General features: G+C 43.2%; 15 protein-coding genes and 2 rRNA genes. 4 read left to right on the top strand and 13 right to left on the bottom strand.

Annotated features, from left to right (window positions below):
- The first annotated feature begins 12 nt into the window (after window positions 1-12).
- The 4 genes from DEG18_00855 (at window position 13) to rpsR (ending at window position 2,441) form a co-directional block, all read left to right on the top strand.
- On the top strand, window positions 13-1,104 hold the full coding sequence (locus tag DEG18_00855) for a redox-regulated ATPase YchF (protein HBX58146.1): 1,092 nt from the start codon (window positions 13-15) through the stop codon (window positions 1,102-1,104).
- A gap of 125 nt (window positions 1,105-1,229) precedes the next feature.
- Window positions 1,230-1,667 (top strand): hypothetical protein, encoded by a 438-nt coding sequence (locus DEG18_00850; GenBank protein HBX58145.1) that lies wholly within the window; start codon window positions 1,230-1,232, stop codon window positions 1,665-1,667.
- Between the two features lie 25 nt (window positions 1,668-1,692).
- The gene (locus DEG18_00845; GenBank protein ID HBX58144.1) at window positions 1,693-2,202 is read left to right on the top strand and encodes a single-stranded DNA-binding protein; all 510 of its coding nucleotides are present in this window, start codon (window positions 1,693-1,695) and stop codon (window positions 2,200-2,202) included.
- A gap of 26 nt (window positions 2,203-2,228) precedes the next feature.
- Window positions 2,229-2,441 carry a 30S ribosomal protein S18 gene (gene rpsR, locus DEG18_00840; protein ID HBX58143.1) on the top strand — a complete coding sequence of 71 codons (213 nt, stop codon included), beginning with the start codon at window positions 2,229-2,231 and terminating at the stop codon, window positions 2,439-2,441.
- A gap of 64 nt (window positions 2,442-2,505) precedes the next feature.
- Here rpsR and recA read toward each other — a convergent pair whose 3' ends face one another.
- The 13 genes from recA to DEG18_00775 form a co-directional block, all read right to left on the bottom strand.
- Entirely contained in the window at window positions 2,506-3,528 is a 1,023-nt protein-coding gene (gene recA, locus DEG18_00835; GenBank protein HBX58142.1) for a recombinase RecA, read from the bottom strand.
- Between the two features lie 102 nt (window positions 3,529-3,630).
- Window positions 3,631-5,847, bottom strand: a complete 2,217-nt coding sequence (locus tag DEG18_00830) for a cell division protein FtsK (protein HBX58141.1) — start codon at window positions 5,845-5,847, stop codon at window positions 3,631-3,633.
- A 121-nt stretch (window positions 5,848-5,968) separates the two neighbouring features.
- Window positions 5,969-9,550, bottom strand: coding sequence for a DNA-directed RNA polymerase subunit beta' (gene rpoC, locus DEG18_00825; GenBank protein ID HBX58140.1), 3,582 nt, complete (start codon window positions 9,548-9,550; stop codon window positions 5,969-5,971).
- An 18-nt stretch (window positions 9,551-9,568) separates the two neighbouring features.
- A complete protein-coding gene (gene rpoB / locus DEG18_00820; GenBank protein ID HBX58139.1) occupies window positions 9,569-12,727 on the bottom strand; it encodes a DNA-directed RNA polymerase subunit beta in 3,159 nt (1,052 codons plus the stop codon).
- A 277-nt stretch (window positions 12,728-13,004) separates the two neighbouring features.
- The gene (locus DEG18_00815) at window positions 13,005-13,265 is read right to left on the bottom strand and encodes a hypothetical protein (GenBank protein HBX58138.1); all 261 of its coding nucleotides are present in this window, start codon (window positions 13,263-13,265) and stop codon (window positions 13,005-13,007) included.
- A gap of 4 nt (window positions 13,266-13,269) precedes the next feature.
- A complete protein-coding gene (locus tag DEG18_00810; GenBank protein ID HBX58137.1) occupies window positions 13,270-14,385 on the bottom strand; it encodes a rod shape-determining protein RodA in 1,116 nt (371 codons plus the stop codon).
- Window positions 14,342-15,169: a hypothetical protein gene (locus DEG18_00805; GenBank protein HBX58136.1), complete on the bottom strand. Its 828-nt coding sequence runs from the start codon at window positions 15,167-15,169 to the stop codon at window positions 14,342-14,344. The genes DEG18_00810 and DEG18_00805 overlap by 44 nt, the downstream gene beginning before the upstream one ends.
- 54 nt (window positions 15,170-15,223) lie before the next feature.
- Entirely contained in the window at window positions 15,224-15,406 is a 183-nt protein-coding gene (locus tag DEG18_00800) for a hypothetical protein (GenBank protein HBX58135.1), read from the bottom strand.
- A gap of 100 nt (window positions 15,407-15,506) precedes the next feature.
- Window positions 15,507-15,618 (bottom strand): 5S ribosomal RNA (gene rrf, locus DEG18_00795).
- 229 nt (window positions 15,619-15,847) lie between these two features.
- Window positions 15,848-19,275, bottom strand: a 23S ribosomal RNA gene (locus DEG18_00790).
- Window positions 19,276-19,933: 658 nt separating this feature from the next.
- Window positions 19,934-21,874, bottom strand: coding sequence for a hypothetical protein (locus DEG18_00785; GenBank protein ID HBX58134.1), 1,941 nt, complete (start codon window positions 21,872-21,874; stop codon window positions 19,934-19,936).
- 52 nt (window positions 21,875-21,926) lie between these two features.
- A complete protein-coding gene (locus tag DEG18_00780) occupies window positions 21,927-22,793 on the bottom strand; it encodes a hypothetical protein (protein HBX58133.1) in 867 nt (288 codons plus the stop codon).
- Window positions 22,794-22,797: 4 nt separating this feature from the next.
- Window positions 22,798-23,847: a hypothetical protein gene (locus DEG18_00775; GenBank protein HBX58132.1), complete on the bottom strand. Its 1,050-nt coding sequence runs from the start codon at window positions 23,845-23,847 to the stop codon at window positions 22,798-22,800.
- Window positions 23,848-23,858: the final 11 nt, after the last annotated feature.

Genomic DNA, 23,858 nt, shown 5'->3' with positions numbered 1-23,858 from the left:
TACCATGATCCTATGTCATTATCTATCGGAATTGTCGGATTACCAAACGTCGGAAAATCTACACTGTTCAAGGCCGTTACCAACAAACAAGTAGATATTCAAAATTATCCATTCACCACTATCGACCCCAACGTCGGCGTCGTTGCCGTACCAGACGAAAGACTTGCTCCCCTGGCCCAGCTATCAAACTCGAAAAAAATAATAAATACCACTATTGAATTTACGGATATCGCCGGGCTAGTTAAGGGCGCGTCATTGGGCGAAGGATTGGGCAACAAATTCCTGGCTAATATTCGGGAAGTCGATGCCATTGCTCAAGTTGTACGCGCATTCGTCGATGGCAACATTACGCACGTTCACAATCGCATTGATCCAGCCGATGACACATCAATTATAAATACTGAACTCGTAATGGCCGACATGGAAACGGTAAGCAAGAGAATCGAAAAAACATCTAAGCTGGCCAAATTCCAAACGATCGAGGGCAAGCATGCCCAAGCCGAAATGCATATTTTAGAAAAGTTTAAAAAACAATTAGACGCTGGCGAGATCATATCTAAACTCGAACTGTCCGAAGAAGAAGTTAACTTAGCCAAAGAGCTAAATCTCCTTACGGCCAAAAAATTCCTATACGTGATAAACGTCTCAGAAGATCAAATTATGAACAAATGGGAGCCCGATGAAGCTCTTAAGAAAATGTTCGCCAACGCGCCATACATCGTAATGTGTAACAAGCTAGAATTAACCCTATCTGAACTAGTGCCAGAAGAAAAAAAAGAATATCTAACCGAGTTTGGACTGCCGGAAAGTGGACTAGATCGCTTGATAAAAGAAAGCTATAAAACCCTTGGCCTCCTGACCTTCTTGACCACAGGCGAAGATGAGACCAGGGCTTGGACGGCCCATATCGGAGACTTTATCCCCAAGGCTTCGCGCGCCATCCATACTGATTTTGAGAAACTATTTATCCGAGCTGACGTCGTTAACTGGAAAACACTACTCGAATGTGGAGGCTGGTCAGAATCTAAATCAAAAGGCCAGATACATACAGTTGGCCGCGACTACATCATTCAAGAAGGTGACGTCGTAGAGATCAAAATCTAGTTTGACAAGTAACAATAAAATTGTTAGCATATAGGCACGATAAATAACGGCTTCGTGGTCGTCGATAGAATAACCATTGGGACCTCTATGAGGTACCATCTGTCGCCTCACATGAAGACCACAAAATGAAAGAAGATTCGCAGAATTACGAGCTGGCTTTTCATATGACCCCAGACTTGGAAGAATCAAAGATACCAGAGGCCAGAAGCGCTATTGAAGGTTTCGTTACTTCGAATGGTGCCAACATAACCCTTTCGAAAGAACCAGTTAGGACTAGACTGTCCTACCCAGTTCTGCATCACAAGGGTAGCTACTTCGGATATATGCATTTTAGCACCAAAGATGGCGAAATGCTTAATAATCTGAATGAGTTTATGAAGGCAGATGTTAATGTCTTTAGATATCTCATAGTTAAGTTGCCTTCCGACAAGCAACGCAGTAAAACTATTGCTAGACAACAGAAAGCCAGAGAGAGATTCGAGAAGAGAGAGCAAGTCAAGGTGCCAGAAAAAGACAGCAAACAACTAGACGAGCAACTCGAAACTATAATCGAGAATCTATAGTAGGCTAAAAAAATAAACAAAATATATGAATCTCAATAAAGTATATTTAATCGGAAGGTTGACCCAAGATCCGGAAGCCAGATCAACTCCATCTGGACTGACGGTGACCACCATAAAGATGGCCACCAATAGAGTCTGGACCGACCAGACTGGCCGACGCGAGGCGACTGAATATCACACCGTAATCGCCTGGGCCAAATTAGGAGAAGTTGCCAGTAAGTTCCTAAGGAAAGGCGGCTTAGTGATGATCGAGGGTAGGATGCAGACCAGGAATTGGACGGGCCAAGACAACGTTAAAAGATACACCACCGAGATAATCGCTGAGAATCTACAGCTTGGACCGAGAACTACTGGCGCAAGCAATAGTGATCAATCTGATAGCTTCGTAAGCGATATCCGACCAGCGGCCAACAAGCCCAGCGTTACCGCCGAGACAGCTGATGCTGATATCCCCATAATAGACGAGAACGAGCCATTGCATGCCGGCATCGAAGAAGACGAAATGGCTATAAAAGAGAAGGACCTACCATTCTAAAAAATAATTAAGAAATAAAATAAAAAATGAATTGCGATTTTTGCCAAAAGAAAACTGAGTTTATCGACTACAAAGATACCCAATTCTTGAGAAAGTTTGTGACTTCTCAATTTAAGATCGGATCATCTCGTAGGAATAGACTCTGCAATAAACATCAAAGATTAATAGCTAATGCCGTTAAGCTCGCTAGATACATGGCTATGATGCCATACACGAGAAATCAAACCGTAGTTAAGTAAGAGTGAACTAAAAAGACGATGGCAGATGCCATCGTCTTTTTAGTTCGAATAAATTATTAATAACCTACGCCTCCAGAACAGCTGCGGCCTTAATTTTCTCAACTATCTCCTTCTCTACTTTTGGATTTTCTTTTATAAATTGCCGTGAGCCTTCGATACCCTGCCCCAGCCTTACCTCTCCATAATTAAACCAGCTTCCTGCCTTAGTTAAAACACCATAGCGCACGCCCGAATTAACAACATCCGAATATCTTGAGATGCCTTCATTATACATAATATCAAACTCGCAAGTTCTAAATGGTGGCGCAACTTTATTTTTCACAATCTTAACCTTAGTTCTGTTGCCCACGATTTTCTCACCATTTTGGATCTGGGCCGAGCGTCGAATATCTATTCTAACAGAAGAATAAAACTTCAAGGCTAGGCCGCCAGGAGTAGTCTCTGGATTACCGAACATAATGCCAATCTTCTGCCTCAATTGATTAATGAATAGGACAGACGTCTTCGATTTTGCAACAATAGCCGTCAACTTTCTTAGAGCATGCGACATGAGTCTAGCCTGGCCACCCACGTGCTGCTGATCCATCTCCCCCTCAATCTCTGCGCGAGGAGTAAGCGCTGCTACCGAATCGATCACCACGATGTCTACACCGCCAGATTTAACTAGGCTCTCGAGTATATCCAGGGCCTGCTCTCCAGTATCCGGCTGGGATATCAAAAGTTGATCGATCTTAACACCAATCTTCTTGGCATATTCTGGATCTAGGGCATGTTCAGCGTCGATATAAGCAGCAACTCCACCAAGCTTCTGAGCCTCAGAAACTATGTGAAGCGCCAGGGTCGTTTTACCAGAGCTTTCTGGGCCAAATACCTCTATTACCCTACCCCTGGGGATACCCCCCACGCCTAGGGCTAAATCAAGCGAAATAGACCCCGTTGGGATGACGTCTACGTCTACCTTAGCAACATTCCCAAGTCTCATAATAGATCCATCACCATACTTCTCTTGTATCTCCTTCACCATTAAGTCTACTGACTTATTTTTACCATCTTGGATATGCTGTTTGTCCTCTTGTTTCTTAGCCATAAAGTTGGATTAATTAGTAATAAAAGTATATGTGAAATTATCTGGAAATCAAATCAGTTGTAAACAAATCGCACCCCCTAGGTGGTGCGATTTGTTTAATTATTATACTGGATCTTCTTGTCTCTCGGCTTCGGGTGTATCGGCGTTTATACCTGACTCGCCATATGCCATGGGGCCAGACACCGCCATACCTTCGGGCTTAACATAAACCTCCCTAGGCTTGGCGCCATCGCCCGGGCCGATGATGCCCTTATCCTCGAGTATATCTAGTAATCTAGCGGCCCGAGCGTAGCCGACTCTTAGTCTTCTCTGCAACAAGGAAGCCGAAGCTTTTCCGGCTTGAATTACGGTCTCTTTGGCCTCTTCGTACATATCGTCTTCTTCATTGCCGCCATCACCGCCAAATCCACCGCCACCGCTCGAAGACTTGGCTTCGAAATCAATAGTTAACCCCGCTTCTTCGGTTACTTCCATCTTCTCGGCCTGAGTCTTCCAGAATTTAACGACATCCTTTACCTCTTTCTCGGTTACCATTGGCCCTTGAAGTCTTCTAGGCTTGGATGTATCTCCCGACAAGAAAAGCATATCACCGCGGCCAAGCAATTTCTCGGCTCCGCCCATATCCAATATGGTTCTTGAATCAACTTGACTCGCCACCTGTAGGCCAATCCTCGATGTGATGTTGGCCTTGATCAGTCCAGTTATAACCTCTACCGATGGCCTCTGAGTTGAAACTATCAAATGAATACCGACAGCACGAGACATTTGAGCCAGCCTAACAATTGCCGCTTCAACATCTCGTCCATAAGAAGCCATAAGATCAGCCAATTCATCGATAACTATAACAATGAAGGGCATCAATGGTTCCGACTTCTCGGTCATCTTGGCATTATATGAGAATAAATCTCTAGATCCCATTTTTTGCAATGTTTCATAGCGGCGTTCCATCTCAGTCACCGCCCAGCGTAAAGCTCCTAGAACTTTCTTATTATCGGTGATGACTGGCGTGATTAGATGAGGAATGTCATTGTACAAGCTTAGCTCTACTCTCTTTGGATCTACCAAAATCATTTTCAGGACGTCAGGAGAGTGCTTATACAACATAGACAACAGAATCGAATTAATAGCTACAGACTTTCCAGTACCGGTCGCTCCGGCGATGAGTAAGTGCGGCATCTTATCTAAACCGGCGAAAACAGCTCCACCTGAAACATCTCTTCCGAGTGCTAGTGGTAAGAAATTTTTAGATTTAAGAAAATCTTCTTCCTCAAACATATTCTTTAATCCAACTAGAGCCACTTTTTTATTAGGAACTTCGATGCCAACTAAAGCTTTGCCAGGAATTGGAGCCTCAATTCTAAGAGGATGAGCGGCTAGAGCCAGAGATAAGTCTGGATTTAAAGTTGTAATTTTAGACAATTTTACGCCCACGGCTGGACGCATCGTATACTGAGTAACTGTCGGGCCAATTGAGACTTCGCCCATCTCAACGTCTATGCCAAAGTTCCCAAGGGTTCTCTTGATGATCATGGCGCTGGCGTTTATATCACCCGTAGCCGGAGAGTCCTGATCTTCCTGCAAAAAGGTTGTTGGTGGTAGAGCCCAATTGCCAGGCTTCATGTTCTTAATGACGAATTCTTTGTCGGTAATTTCCGCCTTGACTGGTCTAGCTACCGGCCTAGCTTCTTGCATCGGTTTTTTATCTTCAACCACTTCGTTATTCCTCTTCACCACAACATTATCTGTCAGTCTTTCCTTCTTCTCATCAACTTCTTCATCAACTTCGTTCTTGTAAAATAGTCCAGTAATCGATACATCCAAAGACACTAATACCGATATAAGGATAAGCGCCACCAAGATTATAGCCGAGGCTACGAATCCAACGGACTTAAGAAGCGGCAAGCCCAGTATAATACCCAAGTAGCCGCCCTGAGTAACGCGAACATTGAAAGAGCCTTCTCCAAAAATAAAAAATATAGCCAACGTAGCTAGAGTGAATAGGATTGTGCCAAATACGGCGCTAAAGTATATTTTTCTAGATATAGATTTAATAAAAGCTACGCCCAGCAGAACTAGTGCTACCGGTATTATAAAAAATCCCCAGCCAAAAAGAGAACGAGCAAAAGAATCAAACAATGCTCCGCCCTGACCGGCACGGCCAATAAAACTGAGAACGCTAACAACGGCAAGAATAAAACTTAAAATCCCCCAAATACTATTTTTTGTTTCCTGACCTATATCGAAACGCGATGGCCCTTCTAGTCTACCCTTCTCTGGTCGTGACTTAATAACTTCCTTGTTCTTTTTTGGTCTTCCCATGATTTTAATTGCCTTATAAGTATACAAATAATCTGGCCAAGTTAGCAAGTAAAAAGGCGGATAATTATTGTGGCAGATAAACAAAACCGCCCCAAAGGGGCGGTTTTGTTTATCTCGTTGATTACTCCTCTATCATCTCCTCAATTTCGCTGTTTAGGCCCGTACCAGCTGGTATCAGGCGGCCAATAATAACATTTTCTTTTAGACCTCTTAAGAAGTCCTCCTTACCAACTGTCGCGCTTTCGATCAATACCTTGGCCGTTTCTTGGAATGAGGCTGACGACAAGAAGCTATCAGTCGTTAACGATACTCTAGTTATACCAGATAGTAATTGCTCATAGGTCGCCTCAAGCTTATCTCCATCCTTGGCTACGGCGTTTTCTTGCCAGACTCTCCTCTTCTCCATGATATCACCGGATAGCAAATCTGTATCGCCAGGATTTAGGACCTTCACTCTAGAAAACATCTGTCGAGTAATGAGCTCAACGTGTTTGTCGTTAATACTATCTCCGGTTGGGAAGTAGATGGCTTGGACTTCTCTGATTATATTTCTAGCAACCAAGTCGGCATCCTTTGTGACGTGATATAAGTCCTTAATGTCTATGTTACCTTCGCTCAATTGCTGACCAAGAGTAACAAAGTCTCCGGCAACTACGGCGATGGCGATATTTGGAGAAACTGCGTATTCTCTATTCTCACCTGTACCCGATACTTGGATAGTAAGTATTTTCTGCTTTCCCTTCTCCTCCACGGATACGACTTTACCATCAACATCAGAGACAAGAGCCTTAAATGATGGCGGTCGGGCCTCAAATATTTCTTCAACGCGAGGTAGACCCATCGTAATGTCGGCACCGCCACCAGCAACACCTCCAGTATGGAATGTTCTCATGGTTAACTGGGTGCCAGGCTCTCCAATTGCCTGAGCCGTAACAACTCCTACGGCCTCGCCAATCTCAACTAATTTATTCTTTGATAGATCGTAGCCATAGCACATTCTGCAGACACCAGCTAGAGATTTACATTTAAGCAACGATCGGATTCTTATCTTCTCAAGTTTCAAGCTTTCTACTCTCTTGGCTGTTTCTTTGTCTACGATTTTGCCCTTCTTAACTATGACTTCGCCGTCATCGCCAAGAATATCATCCATGACAACCCTCCCCTTAATTCTTTTACCAAGAGTATCACCACTAAACTTTTTATCGTCGGCATACAAGATATATCCCTCTTTATCCTTACAGTCTTCTTCGGTGATGACGATATCCTGAGCAACATCAACTAGTCTTCTGGTTAAATAGCCCGCAGTTGCAGTCTTAAGAGCGGTGTCTACTAATCCCTTTCTAGCGCCGTGAGTTGAAATGAAATATTCAAGTGGGGCCAAGCCTTCCTTAAGAGAACTCCTAACTGGTAGTTCGATTAGTTCTCCAGACGGATTAGCGAAAATACCTCTCATACCCATCATTTGATCTAGCACCGTCCAGCTTCCTCTGGCTTTCGATTCAACCATCATGTAAGCCGAGTCATTGGGGCCTAGCGATTTTTTGACCAAGACTGACAGTTTATTTTTAGCACCATTCCATATTTCAATAGCTCTAGATTTTCTTTCATACTCAGTCAATAATCCCTGTTCATATAATTGCATATTCTCTTCGGTCAGCTTGTCGGCCTCTTCGATGATTTGAGGCTTCTCTTTCGGGATTCTGATGTCATCCATACCCCAAGACAATCCAGATATGGTCGCGTACTTGAATCCAAGACTCGTAATCGTATTAAGAAACTTTACTATGACTTCAAACGGGTTCTCATCCCAGATATCTGATTCGATATTCTTTAGGTCGTGTTTGGCTATGGTCCTATTTACGAACTTGTGACCTTCGGGTAATGCCTGATTAAATATTAGACGTCCGACTGTTGTCTCTACCAATCTAGGTTGCCCCTCGGTCTTGTCAGGATTCTGAATTTTGATCTTAGATCTTAATTCTATAAAATCATTACTTAGAGCCATCATGGCTTCCTCAGTACTTCCAAAAAACTTACCCTCGCCCTTTCCACCCTCGTTAATGCTGGTTAGATAGTAAACACCTAAGACAACGTCATTCTTAGGAACGGCTACCGGCTCGCCAGTAGCTGGCTTGAGTATTCCTCGTGAAGCCAACATCAATTCTCTAGCTTCTTTTTGAGCTTCGTCAGTCAATGGCAAATGAACGGCCATTTGGTCACCGTCGAAGTCGGCGTTAAACGCTGTCGTTGGTAGTGCTGGGACCTTTATAGCCTTACCCTCAATAAGAGTTGGCTTAAAAGCTTGAACAGACAATCTGTGCAATGTTGGAGCACGATTTAGCAATACCAGCTTCTCGGTCATGGCTTCTTCTAAAGCCGCCCAAACGTCTGGCGTCTCTTGCTCAATCAATCTACCGGCTGACTTAATGTTGTGAGCTAATTCTTTTCTAATTAAAATACCGATAACAAAAGGCTTGAATAATTCTAGAGCCATACGTTTCGGCAAGCCGCATTCATCCATACTCATCTCTGGACCGACTACGATAACGCTTCGGCCTGAGTAATCTACTCTTTTTCCAAGTAAATTCTGTCTAAAACGTCCCTGTTTACCTTTAAGCATGTCAGCTAGAGACTTGAGAGCCCTCTTCTGCCCAGTCGAAGCGGCAGTAGTAACCTGACCTCTTCTCATGGAATTATCAATCAGAGCATCGACGGCTTCTTGAAGCATTCTCTTCTCGTTCTTGGTAATTACTTCGGGCGCCTTTAATTCTATTAAATGCTTTAGTCTATTATTTCTATTGATTACTCTTCTGTACAAATCATTTAGATCGGACGTAGCGTATCTTCCACCATCCAAAGGCACCATCGGTCTTAGTGATGGCGGGATAATCGGCAGAATAGTTATAACCATCCACTCGGGCCTTATTCCGGCTCGATGCATACCCCTTAAGAACTTCATCCTTCTTGCCATCTTCTTGGCCTCCAGAGGATTGGTCTCATTCTTGGCCTCAGCCTCTAAGTTGACGATTGCATCTTCAAGGTTTATATCTTCGAGCAATCTTCGGATAGCTTCAGCGCCGATACCAGCTTCAAAAACTTCACCATATTTTAATGATAGATCTCTAAAGTCTAGCTCTGAAATAATTTGGTACTTAACTAAATTCCTAAGATTATTTCTTTCTCTGTCTTTCAACTCTTTCAAAGCCCTTTCCTCATCTGATCCTTCGGCTAGATTTTTTATCTTAGACTTAAATTCGCCCTCAACTCTCTTCATAGCTTCGGCCTTCAAGTCTTCGTTCACTTTCATGACTACATAGCTGGCAAAGTAGACGACCTTCTCAAGTTCTGGCAAGGAGACGCCAAGTATGGCGGCAATCTTTGACGGCACACCTCTCAAAAACCAAATATGCGCGACTGGTGCGGCCAGCTTAATGTGTCCCATTCTCTCTCTTCTAACAATTGAGCGCGTGACTTCAACACCGCACCTATCGCAGATGATTCCCTTATATCGAATTCTCTTGTACTTACCGCAATAACATTCCCAGTCCTTAGTTGGACCGAAGATAGCTTCTGAGAATAGCCCTTCTCTCTCGGGTTTCTGAGTTCTGTAGTTTATAGTCTCCGGCTTTGTAACTTCACCGTATGACCACGATAAGATATCTTCTGGCGATGCGACCTTTAGTTTTATAGATGATAGATTCATTTTATATTTTGGGTGAAGTTATCTTTCGATAAGTTCTACGTTTAAGCCCAAGCCCTTTATTTCTGAGACCAAAACCTTAAATGATTCCGGCAGATGTGGAGCTCTTATCTTCTCACCGTTTACTATTGATTCGTAAGTCTTTGCTCGACCCAAAACATCGTCAGACTTGATAGTTAGCATTTCTTGTAATGTGTGTGCCGCGCCATATCCCTCTAGAGCCCAGACTTCCATCTCTCCAAATCTTTGTCCGCCAAACTGAGCCTTCCCTCCTAGCGGCTGCTGGGTAATTAGAGAATAAGGACCGATAGATCTCATGTGGATCTTGTCCTCCACCATGTGAATAAGCTTCATGAAATAGGTAACACCAACAAATGACTTTTGATCAAATGGTAATCCGGTTCTACCGTCATATAGTTGAATCTTACCGTCGACTGGATATCCAGCCTTCTCAAGTTCTTCCTTGATTGTTTCCTCGGTCGGTCCGGCCATAGCTGGAGTTGCGGCATGGTAATCTAATTTTTTAGCAGCTAATCCTAGATGGGCTTCGAGTACTTGTCCGATATTCATACGAGAAATGATGCCTAATGGAGACAACACCATATCAACTGGGGTTCCATCTGGCAAAAATGGCATATCTTCTTTCGGTAATATTATTGAAATTACTCCTTTGTTTCCGTGTCTTCCGGCTAGTTTATCGCCTACTTGAATTTTTCTTAATTCGGCCACTGAGACTTGGATTCTTTTGATAACGCCAACATCCAGCTTGTCACCCTCGTCTCTCGAAAACGTCTTAACGTCAACAACTCTGCCCTGCTTACCATAGCTTAATCTTAGTGACGTATCTTTAACATCTCTAGATTTCTCGCCGAATATAGCTCTTAGCAATCTCTCCTCTGCCGTTAAATCGCTCTCACCTTTTGGTGAAATCTTACCAATTAGAATATCTTGAGACCTGACTTCGGCTCCAACCCTAACTACGCCATCTGGATCAAGATCATTCAATCTTTCCATGGCTACGTTCGGAATATCGTAAGTAGTTACCTCTGGACCAAGCTTAGTCTCACGAACATCAGTCGAATAGTCTTCTATGTGAATAGACGAGAGAATGTCTTCCTTGACCAATCTATCTGAGAGAACAATGGCGTCTTCAAAGTTGCATCCGTCAAAAGACATAAAAGCCATAACTAAATTCCTTCCAAGAGCCAGCTCGCCCTTGTCAGTAGACGGTCCGTCCGCCAAAGGCTGTCCTTTTTTAACTTTGTCGCCTTTCGCTATTATTGGCCTTTGATTAATACAAGTGAATGCATTAGACTTAGCAAATTTTATTAAATCATATTCGATATCCTTGCCCTTCTCAGTCTCTAGGGTAATGTGGCCTGAATCAACTTCTTTGATTACTCCATTTTCAGAAGCAAGAGTGACTAATCCCGAATCTTTCGCGATCTTACCCTCTAGGCCGGTTCCAACATAAGGCGCCTCTGGCATAATCAGCGGAACAGCTTGTCTTTGCATATTCGATCCCATCAAGGCGCGATTAGCGTCATCGTGCTCTAAGAATGGAATCAAAGAGGTGGCTACAGAAAACTGTTGCCTTGGAGAAACGTCTATATAATTTATTTCCGATGGCATGGCCGTACCAGGCTCACCTTTTAATCTAGCCACGATCTTGTCGCCAACAAGCTTACCATTCTTATCTATTTCGGCTCCGGCCTGAGCTATAATATGTCTTTCTTCCTCGGTGGCATCCATGTATATTACCTCGTCCGTAACCTTACTGTCGATTACTTTTATATACGGCGTAAGAATAAAACCGAGAGGAGAAATCTTGGAATACAAGGCTAAGTGTCCAACCAAACCGATATTAGGACCTTCTGGAGTTGCGATAGGACAAATCCTCCCATAGTGTGAGGGGTGAACGTCTCTTACTTCAAAGCTAGCCCTTTCTCGAGTTAGACCTCCAGGACCCAGAGCCGATAGTCTTCTCTTGTGCTCTAATTCGGCCAACGGATTATGTTGGTCCATGAATTGTGAAAGTTGACCAGAAGCGAAAAATTCTTTTAATGCGGCCACAAAGGGTCGAGAATTGATGAGCTGTGCCGGCATGACTGACTCCGGTTCCATGGTACTCATTCTGTCTTTTATAATTCTCTCCATCCTGGCAAAAGCTACTCTCAATCTATCTTGTAGCAATTCGCCTAAAGTCTTAACTCTCCTATTGCCAAGGTGATCTATGTTGTCTGGCTCGGAATGAGGATCGTTATTCAGCCTAATTATCTCTTTCAAAATATTTATAATATCTTGAGCTCTCAGAACTCTCTCCTGTGGATCTTCTAAGCCGATCTCTTCATTAAATCTTTTGTTGGTTCTGAATCTGCCAACTTTTGATAAATCATAACGAGCCGGGTTAAAGAACATGTTATGTATCATCTGCCTAGCATTATCAACCGTAGCCGGATCTCCAGGCCTTATCCTCTTATACATCTCAATTAAGCCCTCTTCTTCGTTCGAAGATGGATCAGCTAAAATCGTGGACAATATGAACTTAGTTTGCTCATCGGTATCAACGTCTACAAAATGTTTCTTGATATCATCGTCTTTAGATATACCAAAAGCCCTCAAGATAGCGGTAACTGGAACTTTTCTCTTTCTGTCTATCCTGGCTGATATTACTCCGTTATATTCGGTTTCAAATTCTAGCCATGCGCCACGAGCAGGAATTAATTTGGCACCAAAATATCGCTTAAAGCGACTTGATTTTGATAATGAGAATAGGGCGCCTGGGCTTCTAATTAATTGTGATATGACGACTCTCTCGACACCATTGATAATAAAAGTACCCCTAGGCGTCATTAGGGGGAAATCTGCTAAGAATAATTCCTGCTCTCTGTATTGGCCAGTTCTTTTGTTCTCTAGGCCAACCTTAACTTTGAGGGGCGCTTCGTAGGTTATGTTTTTCTCAAGCGCTACTCTCTCCTTGTACTTTGGCTCGTCCAGCTTAAAATCCAAAAAACTAAGCTTAAGCTCTTTACCCGTCCAGTCGTCTACCGGAGATACGTCTTTTAATAATTCCTTGAGTCCATGATCCAAAAACCATCTATACGAATCCAATTGGACTTGGACTAAATTTGGAGCTTCAAAATTTTCTACCGAATGCTTGGAAAATATTTTGCGCATCATTATTTTATCGCAATTACCCGCTTACGCTGTCGGTAATTCGATTTTTAAGAAATTTAGTTTAACAAACAAAGAAAAATAGTCTAAATAGCTCTTAACGCGCTAAAAACGAACACGGTCTATCAGGTCGTGCCCAACGATTTAAAAATTTTATCTACTTTGTGTGTTCGACAAGGAAGGGCTGGAATTGTTAGCTTTTAAATATCCACAATCGGTTCGATAGTTAATCTCCCGGTTGATATCTATTTAAAGGCTAGCAAATTAATTAATGGCTTTATCCCTAGCTATTTAAGGCACTCACGAAAGCCAGAACCATCTTGTGCGATGAGCTATTTTTGTCAATATGCCCACCCACCTTAACCTCCTTCAAAGACAATGGATTAATCTTATTCTTTTTTAAGAATTTGTCAACAGCGCCTATCAACACATGGTCAAATTTGTGGTCTGCTACTATTTCGACAAAGTCAACGGTGCCCGACTCCTCCTTGAGGTAAACTATCACTTTATGCGGATCCTCGAATAATTCTATCTCTAGATACATAAATTTATGAATTTCTTTTAATATTTTGCATTACGCCTAGGCCGATAGCTATCGATATTAGATTGCTACCTCCATAGCTAAGGAACGGGAATGGTATTCCCGTGGCCGGCATCAAACCGATGTTGACCGAGGCCCCTACGAAAACGTGGGCGAATATAAATACTGCCAGCCCGATAGAGAACAAGCGACCAAAATTATTATTTGAACGCTTGCCAATATTAACAATCCGGGACAGCATAAGCAATATGGTGGCCAGAACCAAACTCATACCCACCAGGCCGAATTGCTCTATCGTCGCCGCAAATACGAAATCATTCTTCGGCTCCGGCAAGAAACCCAACTTCACCTGAGCTCCGTTGCCAAGACCATTTCCAAACCAATAGCCGGTTCCAATCGCTATCTTCGATTGAATTAAGTTATAGCCCGCTCCCCTTGGATCTTTATACGGGTTCAGAAAAGAGATCACCCTGGTTTTCTGATAATCTTTAAGGACAAAATTCCAGCCGAAACCAGATACTATTAACCCAGCGATAACTAGGATTATGAAATGTTTTTTACTTATGCCAGAAGCCATCAACATTGATAGCCATATCAAGGAGAATATTATTGCCGATCCAAGATCTGGCTGAAGAATAATGATAGCGGCCGGAATGCCAAAATATATGCCCGATATTATTATGTTCTTGATATCGTTTATATGAATATGCCTCTGAGAAAAGAATTTTGCCAATAAAATTATTAAAACCAACTTCGCCAGTTCTACCGGCTCGAATGTATAATTTCCTAAAATGATCCAAGAGTTAACCCCACGGATAGATCTAGAATAGAAGGTCAACAGAAGTAGTAGGATTGAGACAACATACGAGAACACTACCGGGAAAGAATAGTTCTTTAGATACCTATAGTTTATGAAAGAGAAGAATGTCATCACGCAGATAGCGATAACGACTATTAATAACTGCTTCGGGACTAGCTCGTGTACGCTACCCGATATGCCATACATATTAACTACTCCAAATAAAGAAATTGCCACCATGGTGGCAAATAAAATAAAATCAATTTCGTGGAAATAGAAACTAATTCTTCTCGTAAATTCTCTGAAATTCCTCGGTTGATCCATGGGCTTTTATGAAGTTGGAATTATCAAACAGGTTAGTAGTAACTTCGACATCGGCTCGGTAATAAGTCCCCGCAAATGGCTTCGTCCAGAAAACCTTGAACTGTCTTTCACTCTGAGAATTTAACGTTTTTATATCAGTCTTATTTACAGCTATTATCTTATTACTTTCGCCATATAAAACAACGGCTACATCTACGTTGCTCAAATCATAATTTGATGGGTTATATACAGTCCCCAGAACCTGACTATGGACACCATCGGCATTGACTACGACATAATCTTTTTTGACAACAAAATTAACAGGTTCAGTCGCAATATCTAGCTTACTCCATGCGGCGTTCTTAATTTTAATTTCAACAGACGCTATATCTTCTATCTGGACTCTCTGCCTAACTATGTATTTTGTCTGGCCTGGAGCGATATAGAAAAAATCTGGGCTTATCTTCTCGGTGCCATCGCTAGATTTATATACTAAATCGAAATCAACTCTCGACGATCCAAGCTCGGTGTTAGGATTAGTAGCTTGCGCTACAAAGTCATAGTCACCTTCATTTACCTTGATTAGCTGGCTAGATATTATGTCTATTGGTTTAATCGCCTCTCCGCATGGTTCACATCCAGCCTGGATGCCACAATCGACTCCAACCTCTTTGCCGTTTTGAATACTATCGGTACATGTTGGGACAACTTTAAAGAACATAGCATAAATACCATATGCTAACAGAGCAAAGATGATCAGATAGATAGCGCCTATGAAGAATTGCTTGGCCGACCTTTTATCCATATGTACTCTTATATTATCAAACCAACATAAAAAAAGAAGGGCTGATTAGCCCCACTAGTTACCTCCGAAAGACAAAGCCTCGCGGTATTTTATTGCACAAATTATAATTACGATAACCCCAGAGATCAAATGAGCTCCCAGCCACGGCATATTAGATGCCAAATCATCGATAAAGAGCCCCATGATAAGCACGGCAATCCATATAATACCAAATATCCAACCGATTATATTAAGCATCAATATACGCCTTTTAGTCATCGTGTTTACTCCAAAAAGAACTAGACATATAGTCTCACGTAGTACACTCATTAGCAAGTAACTAAAAATCGTGATCAGTGTGAGGCAGCTACCTACTTTCGCCGGGAAAACCGACTATCATGGGCCATAAGGGATTTCACTTCTGAGTTCGGAATGGGATCAGGTGGAGCACCCTTGGTATAGCTACCTTACACTAAACACGATCTTTCTGACACTACCAGAGTAGCTGGGAGTGTCGGTTTTGAGAGGCCCGCGCAGGCGCGACGGCGCCGAGCGAGAGGGTGATTTTCCATCAGGAAAATACAGCCCGCACTCGAAAAATCGATACTCCCAACTACTCTATCAAAAAACATTAAGTGATTACACTAACAGTTACAGAAGAAATATCTAAATCTTGCTAAGCAAAATTTAGACGGATGAGGATCAATTAGTAACTCTCGGCTGAACACATCGCTGTGCTTACACCTGAGTCCTATCAACCTTGTAGTCTACAAGGGATCCAGAATATCTCATCTTGAGGCCTGCTTCGCGCTTATATGCTTTCAGCGCTTATCAGAACCAAACATAGCTATCCAGCGATGCTCTTGGCAGAACAGCTGGTTCACCAGAGGTTTGTTCGTCCCGGTCCTCTCGTACTAGGGACAACCCCTCTCAAATATTCAACGCCCACGCCAGATATGGACCAACCTGTCTCACGACGGTTTGAACCCAGCTCGCGTACCCTTTTAATTGGCGAACAGCCAAACCCTTGGGGCCTTCTTCAGTCCCAGGATAGGGCGAGCCGACATCGAGGTGCCGAACACTGCCGTCGCTGTGAACGCTCGGGCAGTACCAGCCTGTTATCCCCGGAGTAGCTTTTATCTGATGATCTTCTCCACTCCTACGAGTTAGAGTCGGTTCACTAGGTCCTGCTTTCGCAACTGCGCGGCATATCCGCCTTGCAGTAAAGCTGGCTTGTGCCTTTACACTATCGCTCCGATTTCCATCCGGAGCTAGCCAACCTTGATGAACTCCTCCATTACTTTTTGGGAGGAAAGTGCCCCACTTAAACTGCCCGCCAGGCACTGTCTCGATAACACCCTAGAAAAGTAAGACATTGATAAAATCTAAAATAACTCCATAAGATTGATTACTAAAATTCTCAGTAATAAATCTATCACCAGGAGCTTACTTTAGCTTTTATTGTCCCACCCTTTTAGGGTGTTACCGGTTAGAGCTACAAATCGTTAAAATGAGTGTTTCATTGGCGGATCCACCACACCCGAGAGTGTGGCTTCAAATCCTACTCACTACGCTACGTATAACAACTCGTAGACCAATACCAAGCTGCAGTGAAGCTTCCGGGGTCTTTCCGTCTTGGCGCGGGAAGTCGGCATCTTTACCGACATTGCATTTTCACCGGGCTATTGGTTGAGACAGTCCCCCAGTCGTTCCGCTATTCATGCGCGTGGGAACTTACCCCACAAGGTATTTTGCTACTTTTAGACAGTTATAGTTACTGCCGTCGTTCACCGGCGCTTCGGGCGTCAGCAGTACATCTTGCGACATACCACCTCCACCGTTAACGTTCCGGCACCGGACAAGCGTCACCCCGTATACAGCGCCTTTCGGCTTAGCACGGAGTTGTGTTTTTGATAAACAGTCGCCAGGGGTTCTTTAGCTGTGGCCGCCTTGCGGCGGCAGGCCTTATCGCGAACTTACGGCCGCTTTTTTGCCGAGTTCCTTAACCAATAATCACCCGTTCGTCTTGGTGCACTTACACCAGCCCACCTGTTTCGGTTTTAGGTACGTGCACTCATGTACTAACATTAGAGACTTTTCTTGGAGCCCTCTTCGATCAAATCTCGTCTTGCGACGATTTCTTCTACCCTCGACATTGCCTTGCGGCCTCTACCGGATTTTCCTGGTAGAAAGTCTATGGGTGGAAAACATCAAATCCAATAATGTGCTTGATCTTGTGTTGCCCGTCATCTCAATCAGATATACATAAGTGGGGCCGGAATATTAACCGGCTCACCATCGGCATCCCGCGCTCGAAAGCACGGTTATCCTTAGGGACGCCTAACCCTCCGATGATTGCCATCGCGGAGGAAACCTTAGGCTTACGACGGACCGGACTTTAACCGGTCTTGCGGTTACTCATCCCAACATTTTCCCTTCTGACCGCTCCAGCCCGCTTCACAGCGAACCTTCACAGCAGATCAGAATGCTCTCCTACCGCTCGGTGGTTTCATAAAGGACATCTCGAAGAACGAGATGAAAGGTTGTCGGACGAAAACAACAATCGTGGAACCCGCTGTGTCTGGCAGACAGGTTCTGTATGAAATTGATTGTCGTTCCCGCCCGACTTATGGGACAGAGCCGTGGAGTTGAGCCACGTATCTCTGGCTTATGAGGCCAGATGTTCTTCCCTTGAACTATCTCTGTCCACAACTTTCCTTTATGAAATCACCGAACCCACGCTTTCGGTATTAGACTTAGCCCCTATAAATTTTCGGCGCACTTTGCCTCCTCATCTTGCGATGAGATCGAATAGTGAGCTATTACGCACTCTTTAAAGGATGGCTGCTTCTAAGCCAACCTCCTACCTGTCTAAGGCAAAACACTTCCTTTTCACTTAGTCTAAATTTTGGGACCTTAAGCGGTGATCTGGGCTGTTTCCCTTGCGTAAACGAAGCTTTGCCCCCGCTTACTCACTGCCGCACATTCCACAAAGGTATTCGGAGTTTGTTTGGTAGTCCTACCCAAAAGGGCACGGATTACCATTCAGTGCTCTACCCCCTCTGCTACTGTGCAACGCTGCCCCTAAAGGCATTTCGGAGAGAACCAGCTATTACCAAGCTCGATAAGCTTTTCACTACGAACCACAACTCATCCAATGGTATTGCGCTACCAACTGGTTCGGACCTCCAGTTACCTTTCGGTAACCTTCATCCTGGTCATGGTTAGCTCGCCTGGCTTCGGGTCTTACTCAAACTACATATCCAACTTAAATTTTTGAACTTACGTAGTCCAAAAATTTAAGTTGGATGACGCGCTATTAACACTCGGTTTCCCTTCCCCTTCGTCCCATAAGGACTTAGAGTGTAATTTAAATAAACTCGTTGGGTCATTCTTCAATAGGCACACAGTCACCGCACCCTGCACGGAAACTCTAAATTCTAATTTCCAAACTCTAAACAATTTTCCAATTCGTTTAGGACTTAGGATCTCTGTGCAAAGTACGGCTCCTGCTCTTTGTAGGCATATGGTTTCAGTTGCTATTTCACTCCCCTCATCGGGGTGCTTTTCACCTTTCCCTCACGGTACTGGTTCACTATCGATCACTAGAAGTATTTAGCCTTATCCAGTAGTATGGACAAATTCACCCAGGACATCCTTATCCCGGGCTACTCAGGAAATAATACAGAAGTTCGTTTGTTTTCGCTTACAGGACTGTCACCTTCTTTGGTTGGCCATTCCAGGGCCATTCTGCTAACGCACGAATTTGTAACTTCTTTTAAAAACTTGAATCTCGATCAAGAAGACCGAAATTCAAATTTTTAGTTGTACTATCCCTATTACCCCGACGACATAATAAATTATGAAATCGGTTTAGGCTGTTCCCTTTTCGCTCGCCGCTACTAAGGGGATAACTTCGTTCTCTTTTCCTCTGGGTACTGAGATGTTTCACTTCCCCAGGTACGCATCTCGCTTACGCGAGATAATATGAGTTTGTCATATTGGGTTGCCCCATTCGGTTACCTCCGGATCAAAGCCCGCTCGACGGCTCCCCGAAGTTTATCGCAGTCACGCCACGACCTTCATCGCCTTCTAGTGTCTAGGCATCCTCCATACGCCCTTATATCCGTCTAAATTTTGATTTACAAAAATTAGATAAATATTTCTTCTTACTAACTACAAATGAGTAACTATCAGTGTGATTTCTTTACTTAATGCATTTTCCCGCTTTTAGTAAAACAAATATCCAATTCGTTCTACTAAAGCGTACTAACAAATTTTCAAGCTTCTTTCATTAGCTGTCAGCGAAGAGCCGCCTAGTGGCCTATCGTCGAGAGCCAATCTTTTGATCACCCCGCCATCCACTAGCCAAGGTATAATTTTTAATCCCTACGAATACTATCTGCATCCACTTATCTCTACCACACATTTACGCCTACGGATGCGGGGTAAGAGTTTAATTACCATACTCGCGATACTCGTCTAGATAAACTCTTAAAAAAATTACCGCTTCCGAGCGGCTTCTGATTAGAGCATAAAAATACACTAGACCAATCAGCCGCTTTTGACCAGAAGTTGTAGTGATTTATCCATATATTTAAGTACAGGCATTATATCAGATAGCTTGTACACAAGTCAACACCTTTCCCGATAACGCCTGAATGGCCAATTTTGCCAGCTTTTACTTCGAGCCTCTGTGTTGAATATAGATCGTTGGGCCCCTGCTAAGCCTACAAAAATACGACCCGTATGGGTCGTATTTTTGTAGGACACTGCCGTCATTTTTTAGGCCTTCTTAGTAAACACTTGCGGCAATAGTTCTGGCCTTTTCTTCTCGATTATATAATAGGCCAAAGTTATCATAAGCGCACCCACTAAGGAATAGCCAATCATGCTTCCCGCGCCAGTCTTGATAGTCAAGGCACCCAACACAATTCCAGTATTTATATTTATTACTGCAGCCGAAGAATAAACAGTCGGAACATTATCAGCTCTAGCCTGAGCAGTGTTGTTTATGACGGTGTTATTTATTCCAGCATTAACCGTAGTGAAGAATCTAATTATTGATTCCTGATTAGCTGCTAAAGAACCAATATTTATTCCGCCATTAATTATTCCGTCGCCTACGATATATCCATTCAAGCTCGTGCTATTCGGATTATAACTGAGCCCAGCGGGTAATGGGTCGAACACATTCACGTTATTGATAGTAGTCGAAGAAAGATTTCTGACGTGCAAGATAAATTCGATTGTGTTACCAGAAGACCCCCTAGTAGACGTCTTCTCTATAGTTTCGGCAGTAGATGTATTTCTAACAAATTTCTGTATGTTTAGATTATAATTGTTCGATACGTAATTATTCACATAAACAGAAGCCGTATCGTTAACAGACTGAAGATTGTCGGCAGTAACCGTGGCCGTGTTGGTGATAGTATTTGAGTTATAATATCCGGTCGATTCAACTACAGCTCTGAATTTTATTACCGAATTGTAATCGCCATATCTAGTACCTAGATAAATACCACCCGTGGTTAGTCCATCAGATTGGTAGCTCCCATCAAGAGTTGTGCTACCGGATAAATATCTCAATCCACTTGGAAGGTAATCACTGACTCTTAAGTTGCCCACGTATCCGGAACCATAAGAGTTTACTCTCGGTCTTATAGTAAATTCCACCGTGTCGCCAGAATTGGCGTTAACAGTTTCGGAATCATAACCACTTCCAGACGTTATATTCCTGACAGTCTTAGATATATCAAGATAGGAAGTCGGTGTCGGTGTCGGTGTCGGTGTCGGTGTCGGTGTCGGTGTCGGTGTCGGTGTTGGCGTTGGCGTCGGTGTCGGCGTTGGCGTCGGTGTCGGAGTCGGTGTCAGTGTTGGCGTTGGAGTCGGCGTTGAGCATCTCTCTACCATCCAGCTTACCGTTGGGCCATCTATACTAGAATTATTTTGAATGAAACTGTAATAACGCGTTCCTGGATGAAGTGCCAAGCTCGGCATTCCAGGCAACCTGGGATTAAACCCGGCAGGAGCTGTGGTATATCCACTTAATCCGCTAAGAGTCTTATCCCATGCTGACGAAGAAGAGACTTCGTCGTCTATAAATATGCGAATGTCATTACCAACCGAAGGATATGAAATTTGAGCTACATAATCCACGTTCGAGCATGCCGGAACGGAAATGATTGGGCTTAATGTCGGTGATGGTACCGGCGTTGGCGTTGGTGTCGAACAATCGACGCCATAGTTGATCATCGTTCCTATGAAAACGAGATTTCCATTTTGAGGGTCTCGAAATCCAGCATCGATCTGAACGCGTCCACAATTCTTTCGGGCAGTATCGTAGAAAAATTCCGTGACGCCCGATTCGCCTTCTTGATAAACAGTCTTCCCAGTCATCTGGAATAAACTCTGATCAAGAAATTCATCTGTGGCCTGCCAGTTAGCTACGTTATGATGAAAAGCAGCCTTCTCAACAGTGACTGGGCCAGGACCATGATTAGTTATTTGGGCAATGTAATGTATGGTTCTATTTCCCTGGTTGGGTATAGTAACATCATACTGATAACCACTAGTTTCAGTAATTGTATAAGTTACATCTGGATGCAAGTCATAGGCCACCGCCTCGCCAAAAAATGAGGTCACAGAGAAAGCGACAATAGCTATCAGTCCTATTGCGTAGATCGACCTCGTTATGTTTTTTGTTGATATATTAGTCATATTCATGTTATTTTATATTATGTCATTTTATTTTAATCGTGTCAACTACCTTTCCCGCCTACCTCTGTAAATTAGCACCTATTATTATCCTGTTCCTATCGGTCCCGATTGGCCAGCAGGTAGCCAGCACCAAGTCATTGTTTATCCCGAGATTGGCAAGCTCTTCTACTGTGCCCGTCTTCTTTATCTCTACATTGTATGTATAATCTTTTCCATTGAAATTGATGAATATCTGATCTCCCCCGCTTAGTTTAGATAGACCAGAGAAAACTCGTCCATATTTAGCTCCTAAAGTATTAGAAGAAGAGTGCCCAACGATAACCGTCATGCCCCCGTCGCCCGGGATAGACGATTGAGGATATACTAAAACGCCTTTATTCAATTCCGCGAGTAGAGATTTTGAATCTGTTTTGCTCGATATCACCAGCGGTACCTTTATTCCTAACTTGGGGATGTAAACATAGTTAGAAGAAATTGCTTGTACGGAGCTCCCGATTGAGGCTGCCGAATTATTTGTTTGTGCTTGACTATTATTGTTAGCGGGGATGAAATCTATGTCTCCAGCCACACTTCCATTAGTTGGATAAGCGCTCAGCTCTGGTACATTTGATCCACCAAAACCATCATCCGGATAGCCCGATCCATAGCCATAGGTTTTCCTATAAAATTCTGTCATCTGAGCATTCTTCTCTTCTTCGGTTAGCTTTGGATTGACCGAATCGTTAGCGATACCAAAGATATTTCCAATATTAGCTATCAACACGATTACCAAGAAAGCCACAGCAAAGACACCGAGTAATCTTATCACGCGGTTATATGTAGTCGGAACTTCTTTCACCTCTTCCAGGGAAGCATAAAACCCCGGCTCCGGATTTGAAGTCTTGATTACAGCACTATTCTTTTTTATAAAAAATAAGCTTCTCATTTTATTATTTTTGATTTTGTATTGAGGCCGTGTTCCCAGTACTGATAATTATATTGCCCTGCAAGAATCTATAATCCTTGAAATATATGAGAGCAAGACTAATTACCAGCAGGAGGATTCCCCTAAGTATTAGCCGTGGATACTGGACCTTTATGACAACAAAAATTTTGAGGATTAGGATCAGGGCAGCCAACAGCGCTCCAGCGATCAAAGCATCATTTAACGCTACGTTCGAGTAATAAGCCCCATAAGCTGGGTCCTTCTCTTGGTTGTTCTCATCACTGCTGATCGTCGTAATGACATCTTTTACTTGTCCGCCGGGAGCCATTAGCAAAGATATCGGACTAATCTTTTTAACCGGTTCTGGCGTCGAACTTACTGTCGGCTTGGCCTTGGGTTTGGGACTTACGGCCGCCGTACTAGCTTTAACAATTGGTCTCGGTTCAGAAACTACACTAGCCGACTTAGGCTGGACTAATGGCTTGCCGAAATGCTGAACTACGACTATAGTATTCTGCCCATTAATCTTGCCAGAACCAACGGCTATACCAGTATCAACAAAATCTTTGTATAGTAAATTTTTCTTATGAGATCCTGAATTAATCCAAGCCTTAACAACTTCATTAGTAGAAACGAAGTTCATAGCCAGATTCTCACCCGCGATAGAATAACTGTATTTAGCTCGATCAAACCAATTCCAAGGAGAAATATTGCTTGGGGACTCGTGCGCAAAATAATTTTTATCGAACATGTCTGCCAACTTCATCTGAGCCGAGGCATTTAGGGCCACGCTCTGATTTAATACTGGGACCCCGTTGTCTCTCCTTACATCATTGGTTAGCGCCAATAGGTCAGATTGAGAAACCTGATTAAAAATATCGGCACCAAGAAATTCATAAAAAGAAAAAATGCTTAGGAGCTTTATCGCTACAAGTATCGAAAGGATTATGAAAAAACTCCTATTGCCCAGACTTTTGGGCTGATAGTTGTTGTTCTTAGAAGGAATAAAGAAGTCCTTAAGATATTCAGTTATACCGAATGGCCATTTAATCATGCAGATAATTA

The organism is Candidatus Yanofskybacteria bacterium (assembly GCA_003514055.1).
Taxonomy (GTDB): domain Bacteria; phylum Patescibacteriota; class Minisyncoccia; order 2-02-FULL-40-12; family GWA2-44-9; genus UBA12115.
This window is presented reverse-complemented; position numbering and strand designations above follow the sequence as displayed.

Excerpts from the sequence above, each read along its gene's own strand:
- DEG18_00780 (HBX58133.1), bottom strand. The coding sequence starts at position 22,793 with ATGAGAAGCTTATTTTTTATAAAAAAGAATAGTGCTGTAATCAAGACT.
- DEG18_00830 (HBX58141.1), bottom strand. The coding sequence starts at position 5,847 with ATGGGAAGACCAAAAAAGAACAAGGAAGTTATTAAGTCACGACCAGAG.
- DEG18_00810 (HBX58137.1), bottom strand. The coding sequence starts at position 14,385 with ATGGATCAACCGAGGAATTTCAGAGAATTTACGAGAAGAATTAGTTTC.
- DEG18_00845 (HBX58144.1), top strand. The coding sequence starts at position 1,693 with ATGAATCTCAATAAAGTATATTTAATCGGAAGGTTGACCCAAGATCCG.
- DEG18_00850 (HBX58145.1), top strand. The coding sequence starts at position 1,230 with ATGAAAGAAGATTCGCAGAATTACGAGCTGGCTTTTCATATGACCCCA.
- DEG18_00855 (HBX58146.1), top strand. The coding sequence starts at position 13 with ATGTCATTATCTATCGGAATTGTCGGATTACCAAACGTCGGAAAATCT.
- rpsR (HBX58143.1), top strand. The coding sequence starts at position 2,229 with ATGAATTGCGATTTTTGCCAAAAGAAAACTGAGTTTATCGACTACAAA.
- DEG18_00800 (HBX58135.1), bottom strand. The coding sequence starts at position 15,406 with ATGCTTAATATAATCGGTTGGATATTTGGTATTATATGGATTGCCGTG.
- rpoC (HBX58140.1), bottom strand. The coding sequence starts at position 9,550 with ATGAATCTATCATCTATAAAACTAAAGGTCGCATCGCCAGAAGATATC.
- DEG18_00805 (HBX58136.1), bottom strand. The coding sequence starts at position 15,169 with ATGGATAAAAGGTCGGCCAAGCAATTCTTCATAGGCGCTATCTATCTG.
- DEG18_00775 (HBX58132.1), bottom strand. The coding sequence starts at position 23,847 with ATGATTAAATGGCCATTCGGTATAACTGAATATCTTAAGGACTTCTTT.
- recA (HBX58142.1), bottom strand. The coding sequence starts at position 3,528 with ATGGCTAAGAAACAAGAGGACAAACAGCATATCCAAGATGGTAAAAAT.
- DEG18_00785 (HBX58134.1), bottom strand. The coding sequence starts at position 21,874 with ATGAATATGACTAATATATCAACAAAAAACATAACGAGGTCGATCTAC.
- DEG18_00815 (HBX58138.1), bottom strand. The coding sequence starts at position 13,265 with ATGTATCTAGAGATAGAATTATTCGAGGATCCGCATAAAGTGATAGTT.
- rpoB (HBX58139.1), bottom strand. The coding sequence starts at position 12,727 with ATGATGCGCAAAATATTTTCCAAGCATTCGGTAGAAAATTTTGAAGCT.